Here is a 15,096-nt window from a genome sequence, read left to right on the forward strand (position 1 = left end):
TCAAAGAAACCGCGACACCAACAACCCAACCAAACGGTCAGGCACACGTTGACATCAACGGGGCATAACAAACTAATTCGTCGACTAATCAAACACACTGTTGAGTTCTCAAGAATCAGACGCACCCACATCGCGATCCGGTGAGGATCTCGGTTGCGTGAGGCAACTGGTAAAACGTAGCGAACAACTTTCTGACGAAGCAAATCCTCGCCTGTGTCGTTCCGACCCGGTGGTGTCACCGTGACCGATGACCGCTTCGGGCTGTCCTGCCTGGGGCCGAGAGCCCGGCCTGACCGGCCTTGCTCCCCGCCGCTCCCTGGCGACAGAGAGAACATTATGCGGATCGGTCAGAACGCGCAAATCGAAACGGTGTGACCGCGGGCACATCGACGTTTCCGCAGGTCAGAGGCTTGTCAGACCACCTGGACGCCGGCGAACCGCTTCTTGCCCCGCCGCAGGACCAGCCACGAGCCGGCCACGAGGTCGGACGTTCCCGGGTGCAGGTCGGGGTCCTCCACACGCTCGTTGTTCAGGTAGGCGCCGCCCTCCGTGACCGTGCGACGCGCCTCGCCCTTGCTCTTCGCGAGCCCGGCGGAGACCAGGAGGTCGAGGATCCCGGGGAGCTCCGCCCCGGCCGGGAGGGTCGTACCGCCGGCCTCACGCAGAGCCGAGGCGAGCGTCTCGGGCTTGATCGAGGCCAGGTCTCCCCCGCCGAAGAGCGCGGCGGCGGCGGCCTTGGCGTGCTCGACCTCGTCGGCACCGTGCACGAGAGCGGTCACCTCGTCGGCCAGGCGCTTCTGTCCGGCGCGCAGGAACGGCTTCTCCTCGGTCTGCTGCTCGAGGTCCTCGATCTCCTCGCGCGAGAGGAAGGTGAAGATGCGCAGCAGCTCGCCGACCTTCTCGTCCTCGACGTTGAGCCAGAACTGGTGGAAGGCGTACGGGGAGAGCATCTCCGGGTCGAGCCACAGGGCGCCGCCCTCGGTCTTGCCGTACTTGGTGCCGTCGGCCTTGGTGATCAGCGGCGTCGCGAAGCCGTGGGCGGCCTGCCCCGTCACCCGGCGCACGAGCTCGGCACCGCCGGTGATGTTGCCCCACTGGTCGGAGCCGCCGAACTGCAGCGACACCCCGTGCTCGCGGAACAGGTTGAGGTAGTCCATCGACTGCAGCAGGACGTACGAGAACTCGGTGTAGCTGATGCCGGACTCGAGGCGACGCTTCACCGTGTCGCGCGCGAGCATCCGGTTCACCGGGAAGTGCTTGCCGATGTCACGCAGGAAGTCGATCGTGGACAGCGACGCAGTCCAGTCGTAGTTGTTGACCGTCGTCGCCGCGTTGGGTCCCTCGAAGCTCACGTAGTGCGAGACCTGCTGGCGCACCCGCTCGGTCCACTCCTTCACCGTGTCCAGGGAGTTGAGCGTGCGCTCGCCAGAGTCACGCGGGTCGCCGATCATGCCGGTCGCCCCGCCGACCAGGACGTAGGGCGTGTGGCCGGCGTCCTGGAGCCGGCGGGCGGTGAGGATCTGGACCAGGTTGCCCATGTGGATGCTGGGCGCCGTCGGGTCGAAGCCCACATAGAACTTGACGCTCCCCTCGCCCAGCGCCGCGCGGAGCGCGTCGCGGTCGGTGGAGTGCGCGACGAGTCCGCGCCACTCCAGCTCGTCGAGGACATTCGGGGTCGTCACGTGGATTCCTTCGGGTGGTCTCGGGTTGGTGGACGGGCACTAGCCTAGGGCGCGGAGGCAGGAGGTACGCCACGTGATCGCAGGCAGGTACAGGCTCGAGCGAGAGATCGGTCGCGGCGGCTCCGGCACCGTGCACCTGGCGCTCGACGAGGTGCTCGGCCGGCAGGTCGCGATGAAGCGCATCGGGCTCGTCCCGGGGTCCGACGACGCCGAGCGCGAGCGGGCCGAGCGCGAGGCGAGGCTGGCCGCGGCGCTGAGCCACCCCCACGTGGTGGCCGTCTTCGACCTGGTCGACACCGACGACGTGCGCTGGCTGGTGATGGAGTACGTCGACGGCGAGACGCTGAGCGAGCGGGTCCGTACGTCCGGGGCGCTGGAGGCCACGGAGGCCGCCACGCTGCTGGCGCAGACCGCCGACGCGCTGGTGGAGGCGCACGGGCTGGGGATCGTCCACCGCGACGTCAAGCCCAGCAACATCCTGATCGCCCAGAACGCCGCCAAGCTCAACGACTTCGGCATCGCCCGCTCGGAGGACGACCCCTCGCTCACCCAGACCGGGCTGGTCACCGGCTCTCCGGCGTACCTGGCGCCTGAGGTCGCGTCGGGGGCGTCCGCCACCCCGGCGAGCGACGTCTGGTCCCTCGGCGCGACTCTCTACCACGCGGTGACCGGCAAGCCCCCGTACGAGGTGGGCGACAACCTGATCGGTGCGCTCTACAAGATCGTGCACGAGGACCCGCCGCGCCTGCCGGACGACCATCCGATGGCCGGCCTCCTGTCCGTGATGATGAACCGCGACCCCGAGGCACGCTGGCCGATGCCGCGCGTGCGCGACGAGCTTGCCCGCATCGCCCGCGGACAGCGCTCGACGGTCACGCCGGTCGCTCCGGCCGTACCGGCCCGCGAGCAGACCGGAGTGCTGCCGACGGTGCAGCAGGGCGCACCCGCCCCTCCCGCGTCGGGCTCCCCCGGCCACTCCCACGCCCGGCGGTGGGGTCTCGTCGCCGCGGCGGCGGTGCTCGCGGTCGCGGCGGTGGTCACCGCGTACGTCCTGGCCGGGCGGGACACGCCCGAAGCCCTCCCCGCGGACCGTGGCGGCAGCGCCACGACCTCGGAGACGCCCGAGCCCACGCCGAGCGCATCCCCGGCCACCGTAGAGGACATCCGCCAGCGGATGGACGCCTTCGTCACCGACTACCTCGCGACCGTCACCTCGGACCCGCGTGCCGCCTTCGAACGCCTCACCCCGGAGTTCCAGGAGGCCAGCGGCGGCTACGAGGGCTACATCGGGTGGTGGGGCACGGTGCGCTCGGCCGAGCTGGCCGAGGTCAGCAGCAACCCCTCCGACCTCACCGTGGGCTACACGGTCAACTACGTGATGAAGTCGGGTGAGCGCAGCACCCAGCGCGTACGCCTGCAGCTGCAGCGGTTCGACGACCAGCTGCTCATCGCCGGAGAGGGCTGACGCGGGCCCAGCCGTGGGCGTCCTCAGGCGCGGGAGCGGGCCAGCAGGTAGACGAAGTAGGGGCCGCCCACCAGGGCCACGACCAGCCCGGCGGGCAGGTCGGCAGGGGCGAGGGCCGTACGCCCGACCGCGTCGGCTGCGGCGAGCAGTGCGGCGCCGACGAGGACCGCGACCGGGACGACGCGCGCGTTGCGGGCGCCGACCAGCCCGCGGGCTGCGTGCGGGGCGACGAGGCCGACGAAGCCGACGACCCCGACGGCGGTCACGCTGAGCGCGGTGATCACGGCGGCCGCCACCAGCACGGTCAGGCGCACCTTCTCCGTCCCGACGCCGACCACCCGCGGGGTGTCCTCGTCGAGGGAGAGCAGGTCGAGCTCACGGCGGGCCAGGACGGCGATGGGTAGCACCACGGCGAGGGCGACGGCGACCGGGACGACCTCTGCCCACGTGCGGCCGTACGTGGTGCCGGAGAGCCAGGTGAAGATCGCCGGGGTGTCGTACGGGTCGGCGCGCAGCAGGAGGAAGGTGGAGACCCCGCCGGCGAGCGCGGAGACGCCGACGCCGACGAGCACCAACCGGTCGGAGTCGAGCCCGTGACGCCAGGAGACGGCGTACACGAGGGCGAAGGCGATCAGGGCCCCGAGGACCGCGGCCACGACGAGCGCGGAGCGGCTGCCCGAGCCGAGGGTCACCACGAGCACCGCGCCCACCCCGGCTCCCCCGGCGATGCCGAGGATCCCCGGCTCGGCCAGGGGGTTGCGGCAGGTCGCCTGCACGAGGCTGCCCGCGAGCGCGAGTCCGGCGCCGCCGAGCAGGGCCGCGAGCACGCGTGGGGCGCGCTCGTCCATCACGAAGGAGAGGAGCGACGGGGCGTCGCCGCGTGCCCACACCACCAGGTCGCCGCTGCGCAGGCGGGTGTAGCCCAGCAGGAGGCCGCCGAGGACCACGGCGACGACGAGCACGGTGCCGACGACGAGCACGACGACGAACCTGGCCCGGCCGTGCACCCCGACCCGGGCCGATGGGGGCCGGCGGGTGGGGCCCGAGTCGCGCGCGCCTCGGGCCAGCACGACCAGCACGAGCGCGCCGAGGAGGGTCGTGGTCACGCCGGTGGGGACCACGGTCGCCCGGTCCGCCCCCAGCACGGCCCTCATGGCGAGGTCGGCACCCACGACGAGGAGGGCGCCGAGCAGCCCGGCGGCGAGGACCAGCACGCGGTGCCGCAGGACCGACGGGACGACCCGGCCGAGCAGCCGCGCCGCCGCCGGCGCGCAGAGACCGACGAAGCCGATCGGGCCGGCCATCGTGACGGCCGCGGCCGAGAGCAGGACCCCGAGCACGACGGCGACGACGCGCGTCGACCGGACCGGGACGCCGAGGACCGACGCGGTGTCGTCGCCGAGACCGAGCAGGTCGAGGCGGCGCGAGGCGAGGAGCGCGGCGAGGGTGGCCAGCCCGATGAGCGGGGCGGCCTGGAGGAAGGCACGGAGGTCGAGCTGGTTGAGCGAGCCGTTGCCCCAGGCGAAGAGACCGGTGGTCTCGGTGCGGAAGAGGACCAGCAGGCCGGCGGTCGCCGAGCCGAGCGCCATCGCCGTCGCCGATCCGGCGAGCACCAGACGTGTGGTGGACGTGCCGGCACCGCCTGCCAGCACGAGCACCAGGGACGCCGCGAGGAGCCCGCCGGCGAAGGCGACGAGGGTCGAGCCCCACAGCGGCACCGCGAGACCGAAGGCGGCCACGGCCGTGACCGCGAAGGACGCGCCCGCGGTGACGGCGAGCGTGTCGGGCGAGGCCAGGGCGTTGCGGGAGACGGACTGGAGGAGGGCGCCCGCGACGCCCAGCGCGAACCCGACGGCGAGCCCGGCGGCCAGCCGGGGCATCCGCGAGCCGGCCAGGACGTCGCGGACACCCGCGTCGTCCGGGGTCGGGGCCACCAGCAGCCCGACGAGATCGCGCAGGCCCACCGCCGACGTGCCCTGGGTGAGGTGCCACCCGGAGACCAGCGCCAGCCCGGCGAGGAGCGCGAGCAGCACGCCGGTGCTGCCCAGCCGGGCCGCGTGACCGGGACGGGGGACGACGTCCTCCGCGGTCGGCACGGCCCCGGCGGGGGCGGCACGCGCGGGCCGGCGCTGGTCGATGGACATGTCGGGCGCGTCAGCCGGCGAGGACGTCGACGTACGCGTCGATCACCTGCATCGACGAGCGCGGGCCGCCGAACGTCCAGATGCCCTCGGGGAAGGCGAGGAAGCGGTCGTCCTGGACGGCGGGGAGCTGGCGCCACACGCGGCTCTCGGCCAGCTCGGCGAAGACGTCGTCCCCGGACGGGTCCTGGGTCCCGGTGTGCAGGAGGTAGGCGTCGCCGACCTCGGTCATGCCCTCGATGTCGGTCTGGCCGAGTCCGTAGAACTCGTCGACCTCGCCGGACCAGACGTTGGTGAGACCGAGCTCCTCGCCCAGGTCGCCGACCAGCGACCCTTGGCCGAACGGACGGATCGCGACGTTGCCGCCGTCGATCCAGCCGTCGAAGTAGACGAAGTCGGTGGTCGGGAGGTCGGCGTCCGCCATGGCCTCCTTGCCCTCGGCGAGCGCGGTGTCGAACTCCTCGAGGACCGCCTCGGCGCGCTCGGTGCGACCCGTGGCCTCGGCGATCGTGGTGAAGGTGTCCTTCATCTTCTCGATCGGGCCCGACGCGTCGGCGCCGATCGTGGCGAGGACGGGTACGTCGTACTTCTCGAGCTTCTTCAGGACCGGGTCGTCCTCGGCGTAGACCTCGGTGATGACGAGGTCGGGGTCGGCGGAGAACACCGCGTCGAGGTTGGGCTCGCCGCGCAGGCCGACGTCCGTGACGCCCTCGGGGAGCTCCTCGGCGCTCACCCAGGTGGAGTAGCCCTCGATGTCTGCCACGCCCACGGGGGTCAGGCACAGGGTGAGGACGTCCTCGACCTGCTGCCACTCGAGCACGACGACGCGCTCGGCGGGCTGGTCGAGCTCCACCGTGCGGCCGAGGTCGTCGGTGACCGAGACGGGACCTTCCTCGGCGGTGACGTCCGCGCACTCGTCACCGGCGCTCGTGGGCGTGGACGCGGGGGTCCCGGCGTCGGCCTCGGAGACCTCGGAGGTGCCGCAGGCGGCAGTGGTCATCGCCAGCGCGGCGACACCGGCCGCGAACCGGATGGTCTTCTTCATGAGTCCTCGATCGTGGTGGGGATGGAGGTGACGGGAACAGGTGTGGTGGCGGCCGGAGGGGTCGCGGGGCGGTGGTGGCGGCCGACCGCCTCCACCCGGACCCGACCGGTGCCGGGATCGGTGCTGGTGCGGACGTCGATCTCGTAGACCTCGGTGAGCACGTCGTCCCGCAGGACCTCGTGCGCCGGCCCGCTGGCGCGCACGCGACCGCGGTGCAGCAGCACCAGGTCGTCTGCGACGGAGGCGGCGTGGTTGAGGTCGTGCAGGACGACGCCGAGGGCCGTGCCCAGGGTGTCGGCGAGGTCACGCACGAGGTCGAGGATCTCGACCTGGTAGCGGAGGTCGAGGTGGTTGGTCGGCTCGTCGAGCAGCAGGACGCCGGTCTCCTGGGCGAGGCAGGTCGCCAGCCACACGCGCTGCAGCTCGCCGCCGGAGAGCTCGTCGACGGGCCGGTCCGCCATCGCCGATGTGCCCGTGGCGGCCATCGCCCGCTCCACGGCGTCACGGTCGGCGTCGGTGAGCCCGGAGAACCGGGAGCGGTGCGGGTGCCGGCCGAAGGTGACGACGTCACGCACGCCGAGACCGGAGGGATGCGGCCGCGACTGGCTGAGCAGCGTCACCTGCCGCGCGAACTCACGGGCACTGAGGGGAGCGGTGTCCGCGCCGTCGAGGCGGACGGCGCCCGACGACATCGGGTGCAGGCGTGACAGCGAGCGCAGGACCGTGCTCTTGCCGCTCCCGTTGGGACCGATCAGGGCCGTGACCCGTCCGGGGCGGAGCGTGAGGGACACCTCGTGGACGACGGTGCGGTCGCGGTAGCCGAGGACGAGGTCCTCGCCCTGCAGGACAGGGGCAGCGGTCGTGGTCACGGGACCAGACCCTACTAATGTAGGTAAGGCTTGCCTAACTCGACCCTGACAGGCAGGTCACACCTTCCGCATGAGCTCCAGGCGCCAGACCTCGGGGCCCGCGTCGCGGTAGGTGACGGCGTACGCCCCGGGCGCGCGCTGCTCGAGCTGGGCGAGCAGGGGCACCGGGTCGTGGTCGGCCGTGAGCAGCAGCCCGGCTCCCGGGCGCAGGCCGTCCAGGGCGCCGAAGATCGTGGCGTGGCGGATCGCGTGCGGGACCGCACGCGCGTCGAGCTCGGGGAGCCCCTCCTCGTCGTGGCCGCCGCAGGCGCACTGGTGCGCGCCGGCCTGCGTCGCTGCCGCCGCCACCTCGCCCTGCGGCGCGTGGGCGCAATGGGCATCCGCGCCACCGAGCAGCTCGTGCATGCCCTCGAGCATCTCCGCGACGGAGTACGACGGGGAGGCGACCAAGGTCGGGATGAGCTGGTCGTTCTCCTTGGCGAGGTGGCTGTCGAAGACCGTCTCGAGGGCCCGCGCGACGGCGGCGGCCTCGACCGGGTCGGCAGCGGCCTCGAGGTCGGCCACCAGCCGGTGGATCAGGACGTGCTCGGCGAGCATGGCCTCGACCAGCAGGCGGGTCTCGCCGATCTGCGCGGCGGCCGGGTAGAGCGTCCGTTCCTCCGCCGTGGCGTGCGGCACGAGCTCGTCACGCAACCACGACAACAGCTCCCGCCGGGCACCCGCGGCCCGGTCGGTGCGCGCCGAGCGGACGACGTCGGCCGTCAGCAGGTCGAGCCGGCCCGCCATCTCGGCGTGGTGCTGCTCGACCTTCTCGGCCGCCTCCGCGTCGGCGTGGCTGCTGGCAATGGTGACGCTGGACATGGGTGCCTCCTCGGGCTGGGCGTACTGACACTGAATAATCTACAATGAATCCCGTGGAAATAAATGAGCCGGTCGTCACCAGCGCGCAGGCCCGCGTGCTGTCCACCCTTCGCGACGCCGGCCGGGCGCTGACGCTGGCCGACCTGCACGACGCCACGGGACTCCACCCCAACACCCTGCGCGGTCACCTCGACGCGCTCGTCGCTGCGGGGAGCGCCAGCCGGATCGCCACCCGGAGCGGTGGCCGCGGCCGCCCCCGGTGGGGCTACCTCGCCCGCGAGCCGGAGTACGCCGCCCTCGCCGTGGCGCTGGCCTCCGGGCTGGACGCCGGCGACGGCCGGGCCCTCGACCCGGCGGCCGTACGGGGCGGCCGCGCGTGGGGCGAGCGCCTGCGCGCCCAGCTCGGCCCGGTCGAGGACGGCCGCGAACGGGTGCTGCTGGCCCTGGCCCACACCGGCTTCGCGCCCACCACCGACGGCGACCGGGTGGTCCTCAACGCCTGCCCGCTGCTCGACGCGGCCCGATCCCACCCGGCTGTTGTCTGCGCGGTCCACCTCGGACTGGTGGAGGGCGTGCTCGGCCAGGAGGGCGCCGGCCTCCGTCCGCGCCCGGAGACCCTGGGCTGCGTGGTGAGCCTGCCGTGAGCGCGCGGCGGACACCTGCATCTCGAGCGTTGCTGGCGGCCCCGGCGGCGGTGGCGATGGTTGTCGGCGTCGACGCCGGCCTGACGTTGCTCGGCGTGTGGGCGCCGGTGTCCTCGGGACGGGTGGGCGACGCACACGGCCTGTTGATGGTCCTCGGCTTCGTCGGCACGCTGGTTGCCCTCGAGCGCGCCGTGGCACTCGGGTCGCCCGGGGGCTACGCGGCGCCCGCGCTCCTGGGGGTCGGCGCCCTGGTGCTGCTCGTCCCGGGCGCCGACAGGATCGTCCACCTGCTCCTGGTGGCCGGCGCGGCCGGGCTCTGCCTGGTGTACGTCCCGTTGTGGCGGCGCCAGCGCGACGACGCCGTCCTCGTGTCAGCCCTCGGCGCCGTCCTCGCGCTGGGCGGCACGGTCCTCGTGCTCGGCGGTGCGGACATCCCGGCGGCGCTGCCCTGGCTGGCCGGCTTCGTCGTCCTGACCATCGCCGGCGAGCGGCTCGAGCTGGCCCGGTTGGCGATGCCGCCGGGCGCGGGGGCCTCCCTGGTGCTGCTCGGCCTCGCGATCACCGTCGGCGTCGCGGCCGCCACCATGTGGCCGCGCGCCGGGGCCGCCGTCCTCGGGCTCGCCGTGCTGCTGCTCGCGGCGTGGCTGGCGACTCACGACGTGGCCCGCCGCACCGTGCGCGGCGAGGGACTCCCCCGGTTCGCGGCCGCCTGCATGCTGGCGGGTCAGGCGTGGCTGGCCGTGGCGGGAGGGATCTGGCTCGTCGCCGGGCACCCGGCGGACGGGGCGGCGTACGACGCGCTCGTGCACGCGGTCTTCCTGGGGTTCGCGCTCTCCATGATCATGGCGCACGCGCCCTCGATCCTGCCTGCCGTGACCCGGGTCCCGCTCCCCTACCGGCCGACGATGTGGGCGCCGTGGCTGCTGCTGCAGGTCTCCCTCGTCCTCCGGCTCTGGGGTGGCGACGCCCTCGGCAGCGACCTGGCGCGTGAGGTCGGCGGCGCCGGCAACGCGGTGGCGCTGCTGCTGTTCTTCGTCGTCGCAGCCGCGAGCACCGTGAGGGGCGCGCCTGCGCAGCGGGCTGCCGCGCCCCAGCCGGAGGTCGCGCGATGACCACCCTGCAACAACCCTCGATCCGCCCCGACGCAGCGACGGGCACGCGCGGGTTCTGGCCGGTCCGGGACCTGCCGGTCGTCGGCTGGCTGCTGGCCGCCGTGGTGGTGGCCCTGGCGCACCCGTGGGTGCCCGAGGCGCGCTGGCTGCTGCTCCACCTGCTGCTGCTCGGCGCCGCGGGCCACGCGATCCTGGTGTGGAGCCGCTACTTCGCCGACACCCTCCTGCGCGGGCCGGCCACGCCTCGACGGGAGCAGTCGATCCGCCTGGTGACGTTCGACCTCGGGGCGGTCGCGGTCACCGCCGGCGTCGGGTCCGGCACCTGGCTGCTCGTCCTCGTCGGCGCGACGGCAGCCGGGGTGGCCGTCGCGTGGCACCTGCTCTCGCTGGCGCGCGGGCTCCGGGGCAGGTTCGGGTCGCGCTTCGCCCCGACCGTGCACTACTACCTGGCGGCCGGCGCAATGCTCCCCGTCGGCGCCGCCCTGGGCGTCTGGCTCGCGCGCGGGCTGGCCGACCCGCTGGACGCGCGGGTGCGGATCGCCCACGCGGGCGTGAACCTGCTGGGCTGGGTGGGGCTCACCGTGCTCGGCACGCTCGTCACCTTGTGGCCGACCATGCTCCGGACCCGGATCGCCGACGGCGCCGAGCGGGCATCGCGTACGGCGCTGCCGGTGCTGGTCGCGGGGATCGGGCTCGTGGCGGCCGCCGCCTGGGCGGACCAGCCGCGGCTGGTCGCGGCCGGCCTGGTGGCGTACCTCGCGGGTGTGGCGATCCTCGTCCGGCCGATGGTGGCAGCAGCGCGGGCCAAGCAGCCCGCCACGTTCGCGACGTGGTCGGTGGGTGCGGGCGTGGGGTGGCTGGTGGCGATGCTCGCCCTGGTCGCGGTGCGGGTCGTGGTCGGCGGTGGGTGGGACGACGTCTCCCGGGCCCTGCACGACGCCGCCCCCTACCTGGCCGCGGGATTCGTGGCGCAGGTGCTGCTCGGTGCGCTGTCCTACCTGGTGCCGGTCGTGCTCGGAGGTGGCCCCGCCGTCGTACGTGCCACCGACGGCGCGCTCGACTCCGGTGGTGCGCTCCGTGTCGCGCTCGCCAACCTGGGCCTGGCGTGGTGCCTGTTGCCGGTGCCCAGTGCCGTCAGGGTCGTGGCCTCGGTGCTCGTGCTCGCTGCGCTCGCCAGCTTCGTGCCGCTGCTGCTCCTCGCCGTACGTCGGCGGCACGCGGGCACGACGACGGCCCTGGCCGAGGTGCGGCCCCGCGGCCGGGACACCGGGCTCGCCGCCGTCGGGGTGGCGCTCGCCGTGCTGGCCGTGGCCGTCGGCGGGGCCGTCGACCCCGCCGCCCTGGGCCGGACGAGCCCGGCCGACGCCGGGGTCGCGCCCACGGGCCGCACGGTTGAGGTGGAGGTGGTGGCTGAGGACATGCGGTTCACGCCGGACCGGGTCGAGGTCGCGGCCGGCGACCGGCTGGTCCTCACGTTGCGCAACGAGAGCTCCGGGGACGTCCACGACCTCGTCCTCGAGACCGGCGCCGACACCGGCCGGATCGCGCCCGGCGAGGAGGCAGTGCTGGACGTCGGCGTGGTCGGCCGCGAGCTCGACGGCTGGTGCTCGGTCGTCGGCCACCGCCAGATGGGGATGGTGTTCGCGGTCGACGTCACCGGGGGCGCCGTCGAGCCCGCCGGTCACGCGGACCACGGCCACGACGCCGCCGGTGCCCCGCTGCACGCGCCCGGCGACCCGGGTCCCGACTTCGCGGCGTACGACCCGGTCCTGCCCCCGCTCGCCGCCGGACGGGTCCACCGCCACACGTTCCGGATCACCGAGCAGCAGGCCGAGGTCGCCCCCGGCGTACGACAGGAGGTATGGACGTTCAACGGCACCGCACCCGGCCCCGTGCTGCACGGGCGGGTGGGCGACCGGTTCGTCATCACCCTCGTCAACGACGGGACGATGGGCCACTCCATCGACTTCCACGCCGGCGTGCGCGCCCCCGACGACGTGATGCGCACGATCCCGCCCGGCGAGTCGCTCACCTACCGCTTCACCGCCCGGCGTGCCGGGGTGTGGATGTACCACTGCGCGACCATGCCGATGACCGCCCACATCGCCAACGGGCTCTTCGGCGCCGTGGTCATCGAACCGCCGGGCCTCCCCGAGGCCGACCGGGAGTACGTCCTGGTCCAGTCCGAGCAGTACCACGGCGCCGACGGCGCGGTGGCCGACCTGGACGCGGTCGCGGCTGAGGAAGCGGACACCGTGGTGTTCAACGGCTACCCCGACCAGTACGCGTACGAGCCGCTCGCCGCCCGGACCGGCGAGCGGATACGGATCTGGGTGCTCGACGCAGGACCGAGCCGCGCGTCGTCATTCCACGTCGTGGGCGGTCAGTTCGACACGGTCTGGTCCGAGGGCGCCTGGCAGCTCGGCGGTCGGTCCGGCCCGTCACGCACCGGCGGCGCCCAGGTCCTGCCGCTCCTGCCCGCCCAGGGCGGGTTCGTCGAGATGGTGCTGGACGAGCCCGGCGACTATCCCTTCGTCAGCCACGTGATGGTCGACGCCGAGCGCGGGGCGCGCGGGGTGCTGCGGGTGCGCGAGCGCTGAGGGGCGGGACTGGTCCCCCCGGGTGTGCGGGGACGGCCGTCGACGTGTCTAGCCTGAGGTGGAGCCACGGAAGGGGCGTCTCTCACGTGATTGCAGGCAGGTACACGCTCGAGCGCGAGATCGGGCGCGGCGGCGCCGGGGTCGTCCATCTCGCCCACGACGAGGTCCTGGGACGGCCGGTCGCCATCAAGCGGATGGGACTCCTGCCGGGCACCACCGAGGACGACATCGCCCGTGCCCAGCGCGAGGCGCGCCTGGCCGCTGGCATCAACCACCCGCACGTGGTCTCGGTCCTCGACCTCGTCAAGGACGACGACTGCTACTGGCTCGTGATGGAGCTCGTCGACGGGCGCACGCTCACCGAGATCGTCGCCACGGAGGGACCTCTCGCTCCCGAACGCGCGGCCGAGCTCCTCGCCCAGGCCGCCGACGGGCTGGTCGAGGCGCACCGGGCCGGCATCGTCCACCGGGACGTCAAGCCCAGCAACATCATGGTCGACGACGCCGACCGCGCGAAGCTCGGCGACTTCGGCATCGCCCGCTCGGCGAACGACGCCGCCCTGACCAGGACCGGTCTCGTCACCGGGTCGCCGGCCTACCTCGCGCCGGAGGTGGCGTCCGGGGCGCCGGCGACCCCGGCGAGCGACGTGTGGTCCCTGGGCGCGACGCTCTTCCACGCCGTCGTCGGCCGGGCGCCCTACGACATGGGGCAGAACGTCCTGGGCGGGCTCTACAAGATCGTCCACGACGAGCCCCCGCGCCTGCCCGACGACTCACCGCTCGCGCCGGTGGTCGCGGGGATGCTCACCAAGGACCCGCAGGAGCGCTGGTCGGTGGCCGAGGTGCGAGACGAGCTCCGGCGCGTCGCCAGAGGCACGGCGGCCAGTCCGACGCCCGATGACGACCGCGGTGACGCGACCACGACCATGGTCATGGACAGCACACGGAGCCCGGAGCCGACGGCCCGCCGGCGGCCGGTCGGACGAACGGCCGCGGTGCTCGCCCTCCTGCTGCTGGCCGGGGTGGGCGCGTGGCTCCTCCGGCCTGACGACGGTGGCGGTCCGGACGTCTCGGCGGGACAGGCGGGAACGGAGCAGACCGAGGAACCCACTGCCTCCGAGGAGCCCGCCCCCACCGCGTCGCCGTCGGAGGAGCCGACCGAGACCGAGCCGCCGGCTCCCGACCCGAGCCCGGCCGGGAGCCGTACGTCCATGCGGGCATTCGTCCAGGACTACTTCTCCCGGGTCACCTCCGACCCGCGTTCGACCCTCGACATGCTCACGCCCCAGTTCCAGGACGAGAGCGGCGGCCTCGACGACTACACCGGCTTCTGGCGGACGATCACCAGCGCCACCCCGCGAGACGTCCGGGCCGACCCCGGGACGCTGACCGTGACCTACACGATCGACTACGTCACGACGTCCGGCAGGGCCACGACCGAGCAGGGCCGGCTGCAGCTGGAGCGCGACGGCGACGGCTACCTCATCGCGGGAGAGGGCTGAGCCTTCGTAGGGCGGGTGGGGCTCGAACCCACGACCCAAGGATTATGAGTCCTCTGCTCTGACCGACTGAGCTACCGCCCCTCGGGGCGAGACCCTAGGCGATGACCGCCTCCATCTCGTACATGCGCTCCACCACTCGGAAGCCGAGGGCGGTGTTGGTGCGGTGCATCGCGGTGTTGTCGGGGGCCGTCCACGTGTGCACGCACGCGACCTCGGCGGGCAGGTCGGCGTAGTTGGCCGCCTTGAGGGCGGCGCCCAGGCGGTGGCCCCGGTGGTCGGGCATGACCAGTGTGTCGTCCTGCCAGCCGTAGTCCGTGCCGTGCGGCACGAACAGCAGCGAGTAGCCGCCGAGGACGCCGTCCGCGCACCGCCGGGCAGCCGCGACACGCACGTCGTACGCCTGCATCAGCCGATGCTCCGACGCCGCGAGACGTGCGTCGTCGAGGAGCGGAGGCTCGCGGTCGAGCTCGCCGGACGGCACGTCCGCGTTCATCTGGTTGCGCATGTCGAGGTAGGCGCCGCGGTGCTCGTCGGGACAGCGCCCGCGCCACAGCAGGAGCTCGTACGCGGGGTCGGCCGCCGCCGCCGGCACGGGCAGGTCGGCGAGCAGGTGGTCCTCGCGGTGCCTCTCGAGGGCACCCATCGCGCGGGCGAAGTCATACGCTCCACCGCGGTCGTCATCGCCGGTCGCCGCGGCGACAGTCACCTCACTCCCGACGCGCGTGCGTCCCGCTGCCCGCGATCGCTGGACGAGCTCCTCCCAGAGCGCCCGGCCCACACCCCGGCGACGGTGCTCGGGCAGCACGTGGACCTCGGCCTGTGCGACGTCGGTGTTCTCGGTCAGGGGCAGCTCGAGCTCGGCGACCCCCACCACCTCGTCGTCGACCAGTGCCCGCAGCCACGTGCGCGAGTAGTAGGTGCTCGGCGCCGTCGTCACCACCTCGAACGCCGCGAGCGTGGTGGCGAGCGCGTGCGGGCGCCCGGCCCGTACGGAGCGCTCCATGACGTCGTGCCACGCCGCGCGCGCAGTTGCGTCGGCCGGGTCGAGCTCGTCGATGTCCAGCTCGTCGATGTCCACCGCCGCATGGGACCGCAGCTCCGACGGGAGGAGCAAGTGGAAATCGGCGATCGACTTCTCGTCCGCCGTGGCGCGTGGGACAGTGTGGCGTCTCGGA

11 protein-coding genes and 1 tRNA gene are annotated in these 15,096 nt (G+C 73.5%); 5 read left to right on the forward strand and 7 right to left on the reverse strand.

Going from position 1 to position 15,096, the window contains the following annotated elements:
- Positions 1-413: 413 nt before the first annotated feature.
- Positions 414-1,682 (reverse strand): tyrosine--tRNA ligase, encoded by a 1,269-nt coding sequence (tyrS, locus tag IE200_RS19765; RefSeq protein WP_191281209.1) that lies wholly within the window; start codon positions 1,680-1,682, stop codon positions 414-416.
- A 73-nt stretch (positions 1,683-1,755) separates the two neighbouring features.
- On the opposite strand from tyrS, the gene IE200_RS19770 reads away from it, so the two are divergent.
- Entirely contained in the window at positions 1,756-3,147 is a 1,392-nt protein-coding gene (locus tag IE200_RS19770; protein ID WP_191281210.1) for a serine/threonine-protein kinase, read from the forward strand.
- 23 nt (positions 3,148-3,170) lie between these two features.
- Here IE200_RS19770 and IE200_RS19775 read toward each other — a convergent pair whose 3' ends face one another.
- The 4 genes from IE200_RS19775 to IE200_RS19790 are packed head-to-tail and all read right to left on the reverse strand — an operon-like array spanning position 3,171 to position 8,063.
- Positions 3,171-5,291, reverse strand: a complete 2,121-nt coding sequence (locus IE200_RS19775; protein ID WP_191281211.1) for an iron ABC transporter permease — start codon at positions 5,289-5,291, stop codon at positions 3,171-3,173.
- Positions 5,292-5,301: 10 nt separating this feature from the next.
- Entirely contained in the window at positions 5,302-6,333 is a 1,032-nt protein-coding gene (locus IE200_RS19780; RefSeq protein ID WP_191281212.1) for an iron-siderophore ABC transporter substrate-binding protein, read from the reverse strand.
- Positions 6,330-7,202, reverse strand: coding sequence for an ABC transporter ATP-binding protein (locus IE200_RS19785; protein ID WP_191281213.1), 873 nt, complete (start codon positions 7,200-7,202; stop codon positions 6,330-6,332). The genes IE200_RS19780 and IE200_RS19785 overlap by 4 nt, the downstream gene beginning before the upstream one ends.
- Before the next feature lie 57 nt (positions 7,203-7,259).
- Positions 7,260-8,063: a DUF2249 domain-containing protein gene (locus IE200_RS19790; RefSeq protein ID WP_191281214.1), complete on the reverse strand. Its 804-nt coding sequence runs from the start codon at positions 8,061-8,063 to the stop codon at positions 7,260-7,262.
- A 44-nt stretch (positions 8,064-8,107) separates the two neighbouring features.
- Here IE200_RS19790 and IE200_RS19795 point away from each other — a divergent pair, with 44 nt between their 5' ends.
- From IE200_RS19795 to IE200_RS19810, 4 genes are all read left to right on the forward strand, one after another.
- Positions 8,108-8,707: a helix-turn-helix transcriptional regulator gene (locus IE200_RS19795; protein WP_191281215.1), complete on the forward strand. Its 600-nt coding sequence runs from the start codon at positions 8,108-8,110 to the stop codon at positions 8,705-8,707.
- A gap of 56 nt (positions 8,708-8,763) precedes the next feature.
- Positions 8,764-9,819 carry a hypothetical protein gene (locus tag IE200_RS19800; RefSeq protein WP_229856867.1) on the forward strand — a complete coding sequence of 352 codons (1,056 nt, stop codon included), beginning with the start codon at positions 8,764-8,766 and terminating at the stop codon, positions 9,817-9,819.
- On the forward strand, positions 9,816-12,419 hold the full coding sequence (locus IE200_RS19805) for a multicopper oxidase domain-containing protein (RefSeq protein ID WP_191281217.1): 2,604 nt from the start codon (positions 9,816-9,818) through the stop codon (positions 12,417-12,419). The genes IE200_RS19800 and IE200_RS19805 overlap by 4 nt, the downstream gene beginning before the upstream one ends.
- Positions 12,420-12,505: 86 nt before the next feature.
- Positions 12,506-13,921 carry a serine/threonine-protein kinase gene (locus tag IE200_RS19810; RefSeq protein ID WP_191281218.1) on the forward strand — a complete coding sequence of 472 codons (1,416 nt, stop codon included), beginning with the start codon at positions 12,506-12,508 and terminating at the stop codon, positions 13,919-13,921.
- 7 nt (positions 13,922-13,928) lie between these two features.
- Here the strand turns inward: IE200_RS19810 and IE200_RS19815 are convergent.
- Positions 13,929-14,002 (reverse strand) — tRNA-Ile (locus IE200_RS19815).
- 13 nt (positions 14,003-14,015) lie between these two features.
- Positions 14,016-14,999 carry a GNAT family N-acetyltransferase gene (locus IE200_RS19820; protein WP_191281219.1) on the reverse strand — a complete coding sequence of 328 codons (984 nt, stop codon included), beginning with the start codon at positions 14,997-14,999 and terminating at the stop codon, positions 14,016-14,018.
- Positions 15,000-15,096: the final 97 nt, after the last annotated feature.

Origin of the sequence: Nocardioides flavus (ex Wang et al. 2016), assembly GCF_014653115.1 — a bacterium.
Taxonomy (GTDB): domain Bacteria; phylum Actinomycetota; class Actinomycetes; order Propionibacteriales; family Nocardioidaceae; genus Nocardioides; species Nocardioides flavus.

Coding starts and splice junctions, on each gene's coding strand:
- IE200_RS19775 (WP_191281211.1), bottom strand. CDS start 5,291: ATGTCCATCGACCAGCGCCGGCCCGCGCGTGCCGCCCCCGCCGGGGCC.
- IE200_RS19780 (WP_191281212.1), bottom strand. CDS start 6,333: ATGAAGAAGACCATCCGGTTCGCGGCCGGTGTCGCCGCGCTGGCGATG.
- IE200_RS19790 (WP_191281214.1), bottom strand. CDS start 8,063: ATGTCCAGCGTCACCATTGCCAGCAGCCACGCCGACGCGGAGGCGGCC.
- IE200_RS19795 (WP_191281215.1), top strand. CDS start 8,108: ATGAATCCCGTGGAAATAAATGAGCCGGTCGTCACCAGCGCGCAGGCC.
- IE200_RS19800 (WP_229856867.1), top strand. CDS start 8,764: ATGGTTGTCGGCGTCGACGCCGGCCTGACGTTGCTCGGCGTGTGGGCG.
- IE200_RS19805 (WP_191281217.1), top strand. CDS start 9,816: ATGACCACCCTGCAACAACCCTCGATCCGCCCCGACGCAGCGACGGGC.